General features: G+C 34.4%; 9 protein-coding genes. All 9 read left to right on the forward strand.

Going from position 1 to position 15,634, the window contains the following annotated elements; all coding sequences use genetic code 11:
- The first annotated feature begins 343 nt into the window (after window positions 1-343).
- The 9 genes from CBF35_RS06875 to ftsY all read left to right on the forward strand — a co-directional run bounded on the left by CBF35_RS06875 (window position 344) and on the right by ftsY (window position 15,466).
- Window positions 344-1,054 carry an IspD/TarI family cytidylyltransferase gene (locus CBF35_RS06875; protein ID WP_126779447.1) on the forward strand — a complete coding sequence of 237 codons (711 nt, stop codon included), beginning with the start codon at window positions 344-346 and terminating at the stop codon, window positions 1,052-1,054.
- Window positions 1,047-2,072, forward strand: coding sequence for a zinc-binding dehydrogenase (locus CBF35_RS06880; RefSeq protein WP_126779449.1), 1,026 nt, complete (start codon window positions 1,047-1,049; stop codon window positions 2,070-2,072). Before CBF35_RS06875 ends, CBF35_RS06880 begins: the two co-directional genes overlap by 8 nt.
- A gap of 1 nt (window position 2,073) precedes the next feature.
- The gene (locus CBF35_RS06885) at window positions 2,074-3,186 is read left to right on the forward strand and encodes a CDP-glycerol glycerophosphotransferase family protein (RefSeq protein WP_126779452.1); all 1,113 of its coding nucleotides are present in this window, start codon (window positions 2,074-2,076) and stop codon (window positions 3,184-3,186) included.
- A gap of 32 nt (window positions 3,187-3,218) precedes the next feature.
- On the forward strand, window positions 3,219-5,930 hold the full coding sequence (locus tag CBF35_RS06890; RefSeq protein ID WP_126779454.1) for a bifunctional glycosyltransferase/CDP-glycerol:glycerophosphate glycerophosphotransferase: 2,712 nt from the start codon (window positions 3,219-3,221) through the stop codon (window positions 5,928-5,930).
- Window positions 5,931-6,038: 108 nt separating this feature from the next.
- Window positions 6,039-8,309, forward strand: a complete 2,271-nt coding sequence (locus tag CBF35_RS06895; protein WP_170174733.1) for a bifunctional glycosyltransferase/CDP-glycerol:glycerophosphate glycerophosphotransferase — start codon at window positions 6,039-6,041, stop codon at window positions 8,307-8,309.
- Between the two features lie 599 nt (window positions 8,310-8,908).
- Entirely contained in the window at window positions 8,909-9,625 is a 717-nt protein-coding gene (gene rnc, locus CBF35_RS06900) for a ribonuclease III (RefSeq protein WP_126779458.1), read from the forward strand.
- Between the two features lie 76 nt (window positions 9,626-9,701).
- Window positions 9,702-13,283 carry a chromosome segregation protein SMC gene (smc, locus tag CBF35_RS06905; protein WP_126779460.1) on the forward strand — a complete coding sequence of 1,194 codons (3,582 nt, stop codon included), beginning with the start codon at window positions 9,702-9,704 and terminating at the stop codon, window positions 13,281-13,283.
- Window positions 13,284-13,312: 29 nt separating this feature from the next.
- Window positions 13,313-14,137 carry a Cof-type HAD-IIB family hydrolase gene (locus CBF35_RS06910; protein WP_126779462.1) on the forward strand — a complete coding sequence of 275 codons (825 nt, stop codon included), beginning with the start codon at window positions 13,313-13,315 and terminating at the stop codon, window positions 14,135-14,137.
- A 24-nt stretch (window positions 14,138-14,161) separates the two neighbouring features.
- Complete coding sequence (gene ftsY, locus CBF35_RS06915) at window positions 14,162-15,466, forward strand: signal recognition particle-docking protein FtsY (RefSeq protein ID WP_126779464.1); 1,305 nt, start codon at window positions 14,162-14,164, stop codon at window positions 15,464-15,466.
- Window positions 15,467-15,634 lie beyond the last annotated feature (168 nt).

Genomic DNA, 15,634 nt, shown 5'->3' on the forward strand with positions numbered 1-15,634 from the left:
TATATTACTTGATTAGCACTTTAAAAATTTAGTAAATATGCTATAATTAATAGTGATGTTATAATCGAAGTTACATAATATGCGAGTGAATACCGTTCTTTAAAGCTTTTTAATGAACGGTTTGTGTTATTTTAGTTTATAAAAAAATAGACTGATTGTATAAAAATACATTGTACAAAGGAATATAAAAGATTTTATTTATTGGTGTGAGTACAGCTGATATTTTTAGCTAGTTAAGTAATAACGAACGTTTTTTTAACGAACGTTATTATAAACGATAACAAATGTTTGTTTAACGAACGTTATTATAAGCAATAACAAATAGAAAGTGAGCGATAGATAGATGATTTTTGCACAAATATTAGCAGGTGGTAAAGGTACGCGGATGGGGAATGTGGACCGTCCTAAGCAATTTTTAAATTTAGCAGGGCGACCAATGATCGTCCATACAATTGAAAAATTTATTCTAAATGATCGCTTTGAGTTGATTTTGTTGTCTTGTCCGAAAGATTGGATGCAATATACGATTGATATTTTGAAAAAATATATTAGTGATCAACGAGTAGTTGTGATTCAAGGTGGTTCTGATCGTAATGAAACCATTATGAATGGGGTTACATACATCGAAGCTAACTACTCAATTACTGAAGATGATGTTATTGTAACTCACGATGCCGTTAGACCATTTATCACTCATCGTATTATTGAAGATAATATTGAAGCGGTTTTAGAAACAGGAGCTGTCGATACTGTCATACCTGCTCACGATACAATTGTGCAAGGGAAAGATGGGTATATTTCAGGGATACCTGTTCGTGATGAAATGTATCAAGGTCAAACACCTCAATCTTTTAAAATGTTAATGTTGAAAAAGCATTATGAAGCCTTAACGGATAATGAAAAAGGGATTCTGTCAGACGCTTGTAAAATCTGTTTGTTAGCAGGCGAAAAAATTAAATTAGTTCGTGGTGAATCATTTAATATGAAAGTTACAACAACTTTCGATTTAAAAATCGCCAACACAATTGTAGAGGAGCGGATGGACAATGCTTAATCAAGTTTATCGCCTTGTCTCCCCTAGACAATTTGAAGTTCAAATTGTCAATGAGCCGATGAGTGATGAAACAATCATTGTGCGGCCAACTTATTTATCAATCTGTATGGCAGATCAAAGGTATTTCACTGGCGAACGGGATAAAAAAGTCATGGCTAAAAAGTTACCGATGTCCTTAATTCATGAAGGGGTTGGTAAAGTTATTTATGACCCAAAAGGGGAATATAAAAAAGGGGACCGTGTCATTATGGTGCCAAATACACCAATGGAAAGTGACCCAATAATTAATGAAAACTACTTAAAAACGTCTAAGTTTCGTTCTAGTGGTTATGATGGCTACACTCAAGATTACGTCTTCCTTAGAAGAGACCGAGCAGTTTTAGTGCCTGAAGGCGTGGAAGAGCCTGTAGCTGCATACATGGAGTTATTCTCAGTTGCTATGCACGCAATTACTAGAATGGAAGCAAAAAGAAATGGCAACCAAAAAGTTTATGGTGTTTGGGGAGACGGTAGCTTAGGTTACTTAACTAGTTTAATCCTTAAATATTTGTACCCAGAAGCCCAAGTGAATGTCTTTGGAAAAAATAGTCAAAAATTAGATTATTTTTCTTTTGCAGATAATGTTTATTATATTGACGAAATCCCACCCGAGATGGAACTGGATCACGTATTCGAATGTGTTGGTGGACGTGGCAGCCGTTCTGCGATTGAACAAGCCATCCAATTTATCAAACCTGAAGGTACGATTTCTCTTTTAGGCGTGACGGAATACCCGGTTGAAATTGACACTCGCTTAGTCCTTGAAAAAGGCTTAACCCTTTTTGGCAGTAGCCGTAGTGGACGTCAAGATTTTCAAAATTCAGTTGATTTTATTAGTCAACACGAGCCAGTCCAAGCTTACTTAAATAACTTAATTGGTAAAGTTATTACAATCGAGAAAGTATCTGATATTATCCAAGCCTTTGAATTTGATTTAGGGAATGCTTGGGGAAAGACAATCATGAAATGGGAAATTTAATTTGGAGAAAATTAAAGAAGTTAAGTTAGTAATTCTAAAACAAACATATAATATTTTTTATCAAATAGTTGCTTTCTTTACTGTGCCTAAAAAAAGAATTGTGATTACTAGTAATCGTGCTAGCTTTCTGAGAGGGAATTTGTTAGCCATCCACGAAGAATTGATAAAAAATGATGAGTTAGAAGTAGTTGTTTATTTGTTTCATTTTGAACGCAGTTTTAAAGGGCGAATAGTTTATTTTTTGAAATCATTTCGAGTGCTTTACTATTTAGCGACATCCTCTGTATTTATTATTGATGACTATCTGTTTCCACTTTATTGTATTAATAAGAAAAAAGAGAATACAGTTATTCAAGTTTGGCACGCTGTAGGGACACTAAAGAAATTTGGCTTAAGTATCCCAAGGAACAAGCTAGATGTTGTAATCCCACATCGGAACTACGATTGGGTAATTGTGAACACGGAAGACGATATTGAAGCCTACGCAGAAGCTTTTGGTGTGGAAAAGGAACAAGTCTTGCCTTTAGGTGTTCCAAAATTGGATTTAATTCAAAAAAAACAAAAAAAAGTTAAAAATAAGAGGATTTTGTATGCTCCAACCTATAGAAAGGATACTGATCCATTTATAGGTAATCAAATGAATGACTTGTTAAAGATGGTTGAAATAAACTTACCTGATTGGGAAATAATTATTTCACTACATCCGTATGTGAAAAATCGTTATGAATTAAGATCAAGTGGAAAAGCAAAAGTAATTACATCACCGGAATCAATAGAAGATTATTATACCAGTACAGATGTATTCATAACAGATTACTCTGCAACAATGTTGGAATATAGTTACTTCGAACAGCCAATTTTAATTTATGCGCCGGATTTAAAATATTATAAAAAAGATCCTGGTTTTTATGTGGATTTCGAATCATTTTTAAACGCACCTGTTTTTAAAAGCGCAGAAGATTTGGTGAAATATATAGGGAATAACGATATAATAAATGAAGTAGGGTATGTTAGGGAAATAAAAAATAAAATATTTAACAAGTGTGAGAATATGAATAGTTCAGATGAAATTAGGGTATTTTGTGAAAGGATTCTCGATAATCATCATAGATAATAAAGACGAAAAGTGAAAGAGAGCGATGAATTATGTGGGGCAGAAGAAAAAGAAAAAGGTTTGTGAGTAACTATAGTAAAATAGAAATGAAAGAAACAAAAGAGTTTGAATATGATATTAGCATTGTTGTCCCTATGTATAACTCGCAAGATACGATATTAAGAACATTGGAGTCAATTGAGTCTCAAAAAACTCAAAACGTAAAATACGAAGTATTACTAATTGATGATGGTTCTACTGATGATAGTAGTTCCATCGTGGCTGAATTTGTAGCTAAGTATGAAAATTTCCACTATCACTATGGTGAGAATGCAGGGGTATCAACAGCGAGAAATAAAGGTATTGATTTAGCCAAAGGGAAATATATTATGTTCCTAGATTCAGATGACACTATTAAAGCTAATACTATTAGAAGTAATTTTGAAGGATTTGAAAAGTATCAAAATGAGGCAGATGTTTTAGCTTATAATCTTTTTCAAAAAAATAACGAAAATATAACTCCACATGTTAGAAATAGCAATTTTATAAAAAAAGGAAATGTTGAATTATATGATATAAATATCTTCCCTAATTTAAACCAATGTACTATGAATGTAGTAATAAAAAACAAAGAAAAAAATGAGCGTATATACTTTGATGCAAATTTAAAACAATCTGAAGATGCTAAGTTTATTACTGAAATGCTATTGGAAAAAGGTAAGCTAATCTTTTCTAAAGTGGGTGGGTATATATATGATATCAGTGGTTACTCTGCAGTTGATAAGTATAAAAGTCCAGTCAATATAAAAAATATGATCTTTGAATTTTTTGAATCGTTAATAAATGACTCGAGACATCAAAATAACGACATTGTAATCCCGTATGTTCAAAGCATGATATTGTATGAATTGAATTGGCGATTTCAACAAAATACTTTGTATCCGTATCACTTAGACGATCACGATTATCAAGAATGGATGGAACGGCTTAAAAGTGTGTTTGAATCAATTGAAGTAAGTACAATAATGTCACAACGAGGAATGGACTTTTATCATAAAGCTTATTGGATTACTAATTTTAAAGAAAAGCCAAGAGTAGTTAGTAATTCTTATGGGTTAGCAGTACACTCAGGGAATAATAAAATAGTGGATATAAATTCTGTAACCTTAGTCTTTAACAATATTAGACCAAATAAAGATACAGTTTCATTTAGAGGGTTCGTGAAATTTCCATTTTCAAATCTATTTCAAACGGTCCAACTGTTTATTAAGTTTGAAGAAGAAATCTACGATATTGAACTAACTAATTCTCCATCAGGTTATTATAAAGCCAAAGAGCCAGTTGCTACATTTTACGATTTTGATATGGAAATTCCGCTAAATTCATTTGGAAAATACGAATGGGGAGTCAAAATAAATGGAGTGGAAAAGCCTGCAAATGCATATTTTGAAAATGAAGTAATATTTAAACAGCATATAAAAACTGGATATGTAGTTTTACCGAGTTGTGTAATTCATCATCAAAAGGCTCCGTTCAAAATGAGAATAATTGACATGACAAAGAAAGAACGAAGTGATATTCTCAATCATCAATCAAAATTAATGGAAAAAGCTAAACAAACTAATCTAGTTAAATTCAATAAATATTGTAAGTATTTGAGCATGTTATTTAAAAATAAAAGAATATGGTTATATAATGACCGTAAAGGTGTTTTAGATAATTCTTATCAGCAATTTCTTAATGATATTGATAAAAATGATGGTATTAAAAGATTCTATATATTACATGCAGATGATCAAAAAGTGGTAGGAATCCCCCAAAAAAATACACTTATATATGGATCAATTAAACATAAGATTTTTTATTATTACAGTGAAGCAGTGTTAACTTCATTTAAAGAACGGTTCGAATATTCTCCGCTATCAAATCAGGCAGAAAACACGTTTTATAGTGAGATGAAGCGTAAAGTAATATATTTGCAGCATGGTATTTTAAATGCTCATACACCTTGGTTGTACGGTAAACACAAAACTAAATTTGATAAGTTTGTCATATCTACTAATTTTGAAAAAGAAAACTTAATTAGCAATTATGGATATCATGATAAAGATATTCTTGAAGGCGGTATGGCAAGATTAGATAAAATTATTCCAGAAAGTAAACAAAAACGAATTTTGTTTGCACCTTCATGGCGAAAAAGTATTATTATTGAAGATAATAATAATAATCGAGATTTAAATAAATCAAATATTGAAGAGACTGAATTTTATAAAGGAATTCAAGGTATACTAAATTCTAAAAAGTTAAATACTGTTCTATTGGAAGCCGGATATATCATGGATGTTAAGCTCCACCCTATATTGACTGAAAATGAAGCTATTTTTAAAGAAAGTCAAAGTGAAATTAAAATATTAAATTTAGAAAATGATTTTAATCAAAATGTTTATAAACTATTTATTACAGATTTTTCTTCATATGTTTTTGATTTCATAAAGAACAAAACAAAGGTTACTTTTTTTCAACCTGATAGGGACTATTTCTTAACAGGTAATCATATATATAATAAACTAGACATGGATATAGAGGACTTAGGTGAAGTTTTTGTTGATGTTGAAGAATTAGTTAGATTTATAAAAACAGATATTACTATTGATTTTCCAATTCAAAAAAATAAAGATAAGTTTTATCAAAAATTCTTTTCTTTTGACAAAGATGAAACATGTGCAAGTCAAGTATACAAAAATTTGATAGAATATCTTGAGTAATTGTACTTAAAGTGGGATAAATAATAGAATAAATGTTAATAACAAATTCTTCAAATTTATTGAAGGATTTGTTATTTTTAAAATAAACTAAGAGTTAAGGAGACAATGATGAGTAGTATTATAATATCAGTTATTATCCCAATATATAATGTTGAAAGGTACATTGAAAAGACCTTAGAAAGTTTAAAATCACAAAAGTTTACTAATATTGAATATGTATTAATTAATGATGGCTCTACTGACGGAACTGAAAAGAAAATTTTAGCAGAAACGGCTCTGGATGACAGATTTTTGATAGTAACAACTGAAAATAGAGGGGTATCAGCTGCTAGAAACATAGGATTAGATTTAAGTAAAGGAGATTATGTGTTATTTTTAGATGCAGACGATTACTACTGTGATGATGCTATAAGTAAATTATATAAGGCTGCGATTGAAACAGAGGCAGATATAACTTATGGAAGAATTAAAAGATTTGATAATACAAAATCTTGGTATGTTAAATCACATATCGACAGTGGAATGCATCATATAGGGGAGAAAAATATACTTGATAATCCAGAGTTGTTCTACTCCATTGGGCCTGGAGCGAAGCTTTTTTCTAAAAAAATTATAAAAAGCGTGAAATTTCCAGAAAACATAAGTTACGGAGAAGATCAAATTTTGACTGTAACGGCATATCTTAATGCTCGAAAAGTTGTGTGCATAGACGAAGATGTATACATGTATAGAATCCGAGAATCGAAAGATTCTTCGACACAAACTTTGCGCGAAAATTGTTTAGTATACTTGGAAGGTTTACTAGAAGTAACTAAAATAAATTTAACATATATACAAACGTCTGAAAATTATAATGAGAGTCAAAAACAATTCATAATGAAGTCCTATTTCGAAAGACTTTTAAAATTTGAAGTATATCCTAATATAAAAGCTGGCTTGAGGAAACGGAAATACCGAAAAAAAGTAATAGATTTCGCAAAAAGATGGTTGTTAATTATTCCAAAGGAAGTTAAAAACATGATGTCTGGGATAGTAGAATTTTTGTTAATTGATTTAAATATGTATGTATTCACGTTTAATATAATTGAAAGCACCCACTTAAAAAAATTAACATTTGAAATAAACCTAGTTGATAGAGAGTGCTTAAATGATGATCAGAATAATTTATTTGAATCTAATACTAAATATCGATTAGAGTTTATTGATAGTACTAGAATAACACATTTTTTCAAGAGGTTTAAATCACTATTAAGTTATTTTTATAAAAAAAACTATATAGGAAATAAGATATCAGCAACTATTTTTTATGCTAGCAAAGCGTTGCCTATAAATAACAAACTTGTTGTGGTAGCCAAATCAAAAAAAATCAAAAACAATGATAGTATCTTATATATTACTGAAAAAATAGAATTTGATGAAACAATTCAAGTTAAATATGTGGATAATTTCAATAATAGCCTTACAGAAGATTGGAAAAAGTTTTTTCTTCTTTCGACAGCCAAGATAATAGTAGTAGATGACTATTTTTATTCGCTGTATAGCAAAAAAATCAAAAAAAATCAGTATTACATCCAATTATGGCATGCCGCAGGTGCGTATAAAAAATTTGGATATAGTTCGTTGGATAGAATTGACTCTAATGATATTGAATTCGAAAAAAAAGCGCATCAACAATATACACATATAATAGCTAGTTCAAAAAGAGTTGGTGACATATATTCAGAAGCATTTAACCAGCCAAGGAATAAAGTATACGACATTGGCTTTCCAAGGACAGATATGTTAAAGAACTTAGAGGATAAAGATAAACTCCGGAAAAATTTTTTTGAAATATACCCCAATTTTTCAGACAAAAAAATAATACTATATGCACCTACTTTTAGAGGCAGCCTTACAGAAAGAGTGAAATTTAGAAGCGAAATAAATTGGTCTAAAATAAAATTACCTGATAATGTTGTATTATTAACAAAATACCATCCAATTGTAAGTGATATACCAAAAGTTAATCACACCCAAATAACAAATATTGATTCAACGAATCAATTTTCAATATTAGAATTATTAGTAATAATTGACGTATTAATTACAGATTACTCATCACTTATTTTTGAGTATAGCTTGCTAGATAAACCGTTAATCAATTTTTTTTCGGATTATGAATCTTACAGTAAGGAAAGAGGGTTGTATTATCCGATTGAAACGTATAGTTATGATTTAGTTGCGAAAAATGAAACTGAATTAACTGAAATGATAGAAAAAGCAATCGATCCCGAAAGGCAAATGAAATCAAGAGAACATTTTATAACAGAGTTTATGTCTGCTTGTGACGGTTCTGCTGGCGACAGGTTTCAAAAATTAATAAATAGTTTAGTTAGATAAAATTATCTGTCAAAAATTTTGAAATGTTATAAAACCTTTTACCAAAGAGTCAATAAAAGTAATGAATTTTATATAATAATCTTTACTGGAATGAAAACCAAAGTATTTGTGATTTATAGATACTAAAAAATAAATTGTTTTATATATATTTAAACTTATAAGTATGTGCCTCATAAAAATCGAAAAACTATGAATCTGTTATTTTTATTCATAGTTTTTTTATTATAGTGATTGCAATTGTTAAAAAAATATAATAATATAAGATGAAAAAATTTTATACTACACTTACACAGATTTAAATAAACTGACACGAATACATAAAATATAGCCAATTCTTATCAAAAATAAGTAAGTTTAACAACGAAAAAAAATAATAACTATGAAAGTTATCTTAATAGATTTATTTTATTAATTTAACTTTTTAAAGGGAGTTATCTCTAATTAATTGTAACTTGTACTGGTATAAAAATTCCCCCGAAAAAGTCCAGTTTAAATTAAACTAGCTGTGAAAACCCCTTTTCAATAGGAAAAGATTTTAATTCTCACTCAAAACTAGTATAATGAAAGAAGCTCAGTAAAAATAAAAAGGATGTTAGGCTATGAATGAAGAATTAACGAAACTAATTAAGCAACAGTACCAAGTAGAATTTAAAGATACGAGTTTATTAGACCAAGCTTTTACTCATTCATCTTATGTCAATGAGCATCGCTATATGCAGTTAGCAGATAACGAACGTTTGGAATTTTTAGGTGACGCCGTCTTAGAATTGGTCGTTTCAGAATTTTTGTATGGTTATTATCAAAAACTACCAGAAGGAAAATTAACCAAGTTACGGGCAGCAATTGTCTGCGAAGACAGTTTAGCAAAATTTGCCAAAGAATGTCAGTTTGACCAGTATATTAGATTAGGTAAAGGGGAAGAAAATTCAAAAGGTCGGGAACGTCCATCGCTCTTGTGTGACTTATTTGAATCATTCCTAGGAGCTCTCTACTTAGATCAAGGGTTAGCGGCAGCAGAAGTCTTTGTTAGCAAAGTTGTGTACCCTAAAATCAAATCCGGTGCTTTTTCACATGAGATGGATCACAAAACCGCCTTGCAAGAAATTTTGCAAAAAAACGGTGACGTGGATATCGCTTATCGCTTAGTTAAAGAAGAAGGCCCAGCCCATGATCGCCAATTTTCAGTGGAAGTCAGTGTTGCCAGTAATGTCATCGGCACAGGTGTCGGCAAGTCGAAAAAAGTGGCAGAGCAACGGGCAGCAGAATATGCTATTGTTCACATTAAAGATCGAAAAGCGAACCAACCAAACAAATGATTACTTGTCATTTGTTTGGTTGCCTTTAGTTTAAAGGAACAAATTAGTCAATGTAGTTGAAAGGGGCCATGTGGTCGTGTATTTGAAAAAAATTGAGATTGCTGGCTTTAAGTCCTTTGCTGAACGGACGGTGATTGAGTTTGACCGAGGCTTAACAGCAGTTGTTGGGCCAAATGGTAGTGGTAAAAGTAATATTACTGAAGCCATTCGGTGGGTCTTAGGGGAACAGTCGGCTAAAAGCCTCCGTGGTGGCAAAATGCCAGATGTTATTTTCGCGGGAACAGCCACGCGGAAACAATTAAATATTGCGGAAGTAACCGTTGTTTTAGACAATGAACAACGTTTTTTACCTTTGGACTTTAGTGAAGTCAGTGTTACCCGTCGTTTAAAACGGAGCGGAGAAAGTGATTTCTTTATTAATAAGCAAAGTTGTCGTTTAAAAGACATTATTGATCTCTTTATGGACTCTGGTTTAGGAAAAGAATCTTTCTCGATTATTTCCCAAGGTAAAGTGGAAGCAATCTTTAATAGTAAACCAGAAGACCGTCGGGGGATATTTGAAGAAGCCGCCGGCGTTTTAAAGTACAAGCAACGAAAACGTCAAGCGGAACAAAAACTGTTTGAAACCGAAGACAACTTAAATCGTGTCCAAGACATTATTTATGAATTAGAAGGACAGCTAGCACCTTTAAGTGAGCAAAGTGACGTTGCTAAAAAATATTTACAATTAAAAGAGCAACTAACCTCAGTTGATGTTGGTGTCACAGTTCATGAGATCGATCACTTAAAGGAACAATGGCAAACAACAGAAGTCGAGTTAACAGCAGTCAATGAAACGTTAGCCCAAGTCAGTGAGTCGATTGCTAATTTTGAGCGGACGTTAATTAATCTACGGGACAAACGGACTCGTTTAGATGAGAAACTAGATACTGAGCAACAGCAATTATTAAGTGTGACAGAAACTTATGAGCAAGCTGAAGGTCAAAAAAATGTCTTACTTGAAAGAAGTAAAAACACTGAAAAGACCTCAAGTGAATACAGTGATAACTTAGCAGAACTGCAAGGGAAAATTGCCGTCATTGAAAGTGAAGCTCAAGGGTTAACAACGGAGTTGGCCAAACAAGAAAGCCGCAAGTCAGAGCTTTTAGTGACAATTCAAGAATTAGAAGAGCGGGTTGAACGGTACAGTAAATCAGCGAAAGATCGTTTAGCGGAATTACGTAGTGAATACGTTGAATTAATGCAAAATCAAGCCAATACGAGTAATGATTTAAAGCATTTAGAACGTAAATTCACACAAGAAACGTCGAAAAATCAAGAAGCTGTCGATCAACACAGTCAGTTATTAACGAAACAAGCTAAGCTACAAGAAAAAGAAGCAGCTAGTAATGAAAAATTAAGCCTCCATAGCCAAAGCTTAGAAAGCTTACGGAAAGATTACGTAAGAGTGCAACAAGAAACCCATCAAGCGAAACAAGACTTAGCATTAAAAGAAAAACAAATGTATGATGCTATGGGGATTTTGCAACAAGGGAAAGCTCGTCAGAAGAGTCTCCAAGAACTGCAAGAAAACTACGCTGGTTTTTATCAAGGGGTTAGAGCGGTCTTAAAAGCTAAAACTGAGTTACCAGGAATTGTCGGAGCAGTGGCGGAATTAATTCAAGTGCCAACTGATTTAGCTTTAGGAATCGAAACAGCCTTAGGTGGCGCTGCTCAAAGTGTCATCGTCGAAGATGAAAAAGTTGGCCGGGAAGCCATCGCTTATTTACGTAATAAACGACTTGGTCGGGCGACCTTCTTACCATTAACAACGATTAAACCCCGGCAGTTAAATGACGGTATTCGCCAAGAACTCAAAGGCACTAAAGGGTTTGTCGGCATTGCTAGTGACTTAGTCAGTTTTGAACCAAAGATTAAAAATATTGTTGAAAACTTATTAGGAATCACCATTCTTGCTCGAGACTTAGCTAGTGCCAATAGTATTGCGAAGCAAGTTCGTTACCAGTTCCGGGTAGTTTCCCTTGAAGGGGACGTTATGAACCCAGGTGGTTCGATGACTGGTGGAGCGACTCGAAAAGGTAACCAAGGCAATCTCTTTGCCCAAGCGGGGGAACTGCAAAGTTTAACTGAGCAAGTTGCTAAAATGGAAAGTGAATTAGTGAAACGGGAAGATGTGGTCCGTTTATTAAAAATCACAGCCAGTGAAAAAGAAGTCGATTTAGAAAACTTACGTGAAGCTGGAGAAATTGCTCGTCTGAAAGAGCAAGAGTTAAAAAGTAGTATCGAACTTTTAAGAACGGAACGGAGTCAACTGACCCGGGAGCAAGAAGCCTTTGAGCGTGAGTCTCAAGGGTTGACTAGCTTTTTAGCAGAGTACGAAAGCCAAAAAGCAACGTTAGAAACCGAGATGGCGAGGATTCAAACCGCTCGTAAAGCCCTCGATGAAGAGATGAATCAAACAGATCAACTGGAAGCCATTAATACTGAAAAGCGGGAAGCTTACCAAGAAGAATTAAAACAGAAACAAGCCAAAACCGCAGTATTAGTTGAAAAAATTGCTCATACAGGCGGATTACTCGCTGATAAAAAAGGGCAACTTCAAGAAGCTCAACGTTCGGCTGCTAAGTTGTCAGAACAAATTCGGATGTTAACCGATGACAGTTCTAACCATTTAGAATCGAAAGAATCTGTGGAAACGCGGATGGCGGACTTACAACAACGTAAAGTCGATTTACAAGCCTCCTTAGTTAGCTTAAAAGCTGAACGGGAAAGTGTTCATCAAAAAATTGCCGAGTTAGATGAAAATGTGACATTGAGCAATAAACAACAACAAAGCTTATTAGGTCAAAAATCGAAAGGTGAAGTTCTAAAAAGTCGTTCGGAAGTCGGCATGGACAACGCCTTGCAACATCTCCAAGAAGACTACAGTTTAACTTACGAAGCGGGGAAAGATTTATATCCTTTAGAAGTTGATTTCGAAACAGCGAAAGGGCGTATTCGTGGCTTGAAACGGGAAATCGATGGCTTAGGCCCTGTCAATATGGCGGCGATTGAGCAATTTGAGACTGTCAATGAACGTTATACTTTCTTAGTGACTCAGCGAGATGATTTGTTAGATGCGAAAGAGAGTCTTTTTGACACGATGAATGAGATGGATGACATCGTCAAAGAAAAATTTGAAGAAGTCTTTATCGCCATTCGCGATAAATTCCAAGTCGTTTTTCCAAATATGTTTGGTGGTGGTCATGCTGATTTAATCTTGACAGACCCAACGGATTTATTGAATACGGGGATTGAAATTGTCGCTCAACCGCCTGGTAAGAAACTCCAAAGTTTAAGCCTATTGTCAGGTGGCGAAAGAGCCTTAACGGCGATTGCCTTGCTCTTCTCAATTATCCAAGTCCGACCAGTGCCATTCTGTGTCCTTGATGAAGTTGAAGCCGCTCTTGATGAAGCAAACGTGGCACGTTTTGGTCAGTATTTAAGTCATTTTGAAGACGATACTCAGTTCATCGTGATTACTCACCGTAAAGGAACGATGGAAGCAGCCGATGTCTTATATGGAGTGACAATGCAAGAATCAGGCATTTCGAAAATTGTCTCTGTCCGCTTAGAAGATGTCAATGAGCGTGGCGACATTGATTTAGAAGAGCCATAAATAATGAAGCTTTAAGAAGGGAAGAGTCCATGATTAAATTAATTGCAATTGATTTAGACGGCACCTTATTAAAAGATGATAAAACGATTTCCGAAAGAAATATCACAACCTTGAAGGCAGCGAAAGTCCAAGGAGTTAAAGTGGTTCTCTGTACAGGGCGCCCTTTAAACTCCGTCTTAGCCCACTTAGAAACTTTAGGGCTCACTGATCCTGGTGATTACGCAGTTACCTTTAATGGGGGCTTAGTTCAAGCTAACGATACTGGGGAGATTTTATCTCAAGATGTGATGTCGGTGGCTGATGCTAAAGATATTTACGAATTAACGAGTCGTTTAGAAATTCCTTTAGATGCGGTGGCAGGTGATTATGTATACCGGATTCAACCACAGCCAGTCGCCTATCCGTCAATGTACGATCAATTAAATAAGATTTTGATTTTTGAAGATCGGACTTTTTTAGAGCTAGCAGCCGATCAAGTGATTAATAAAATGGTTTCAGCCATACCAGCTGAGTATCTTGAGGAAAAACTTCCCCAAGTGCCGGCTGACTATCACGACCGTTATAACATTGTCCGCTCCGGGGAATTTTTGTTTGAATTTTTACCGAAGCACGTTTCTAAAGCCAATGGGTTAGCCAAGCTAGGGGCTTTATTAAATATTGAAAAATCAGAAATGATGGCTTTAGGTGATGAAGAAAATGATTTAGCAATGATTGAGTATGTTGGTCTAGGTGTAGCGATGGCGAATGCTACAGCAGAATTAAAAGGGGCCGCCCAATACATTACTGAGACTAATGAAAATCACGGTGTGGCTTTAGCAGTTGAAAAATTTGTTTTATTGCCAACAGCAGAGTAAGGCCTTGAAAGGAAGACGTTAATTATGGGATTTTTTAAAAAAATCAAAAGAGCCTTTACCGGCGAAGAAGAACCAGTCCAAGAACTAAATGAGTTAGTTCCAGAAGAGGAAAGTGAGCTCTTAGAGACAAGTGACAGCCCAGAGCAAGTTCCCCCAGTAGAATCAGTTGAAACAACTGAGACTGAGGAAGCAAGGGAAGCAGTCGAACTAGAAAAAATTGAGGAAGTCTTGGCAGAACCGACAATAATTGAAACAACGACGCCACTTTCAGAAAAAGTAACAGAAGAAGTCACTGCTGTTGAAAGTGTTGAGGAAGAAGTAGCCGTCACTGAAACCGAAGAGGAACTTGGCAAGACTGAAGAAGTAGTTGAAGAACAGCCGGAACTAGTAGAAACAACGGCTGCCACTAAGATGGATAAAGGCTTGAAAAAAACCCGTCGTAGTTTCTCACAAGTCATGAATGAGTTAATGGCGAACTTCCGCAGTGTTGACGAAGATTTCTTTGAAGAGTTAGAAGAAACGTTGATTACCGCCGATGTTGGTTTTGAAACCTCATTGCGAATTACGGATGAGTTACGAAAAGAAGTCAAGTTACAAAATGCTAAAAAATCTCAAGATGTTCAACGGGTAATTATTGAAAAACTTGTTGAAATTTATCAAGAGAAGGGCATCGACGAAAACAATGACTTAAACATTCAAGCAGAAGGTTTAACGGTGATGCTTTTTGTCGGCGTCAATGGCGTCGGTAAAACTACGAGTATTGGTAAACTAGCCAATCAATACCGAGAAGCTGGCAAGAAAGTGTTATTAGTTGCAGCAGATACCTTTAGAGCCGGGGCGATTGAACAACTAGTCGTCTGGGGTGAACGGGCCCAAGTGGAAGTCGTCCGTGGCAAAGCCGGTGGTGATCCGGCGGCTGTTGTCTATGACGGCATCGAAAAAGCCTTAGCTCAAGAAGCTGATATTTTATTAGTAGATACAGCTGGCCGTTTACAAAATAAAGTGAACTTGATGAATGAGTTAGAAAAAATTAAACGGGTCATTCAAAAAGAAATTCCTAATGGCCCTCACGAAGTCATGTTAGTCCTTGATGCCACAACGGGTCAAAATGCCATGGTCCAAGCGAAACAGTTTAAAGAAACAACGGATGTGACAGGCTTAGTTTTAACGAAACTAGACGGTACCGCTAAAGGTGGGATGGTCTTAGCCATTCGCAATGAACTAGAACTACCTGTTAAGCTCGTCGGCTTAGGGGAAGGCATTGATGATTTACAACCTTTCGAACCAAATGATTTTATTCACGGATTGTTTAAAGGGTTAATTGATTAAGTAAAAGTAGTAGTGAGTGTTAAAGTAATCCCATTAATTAGGCTCTACGTCAAATTGTGTGGATGGCTAAAATTTAGTCGAATAAATAGTTACTTAGGCAGCTTCATCAGAAATGGTGAAGTTGCTTTTTTGTGTCACTTTAAAACTGATTAGAATGCGGTGTTTAAA

The organism is Vagococcus salmoninarum (assembly GCF_003987495.1).
Classification (GTDB): Bacteria; Bacillota; Bacilli; order Lactobacillales; family Vagococcaceae; genus Vagococcus_D; species Vagococcus_D salmoninarum.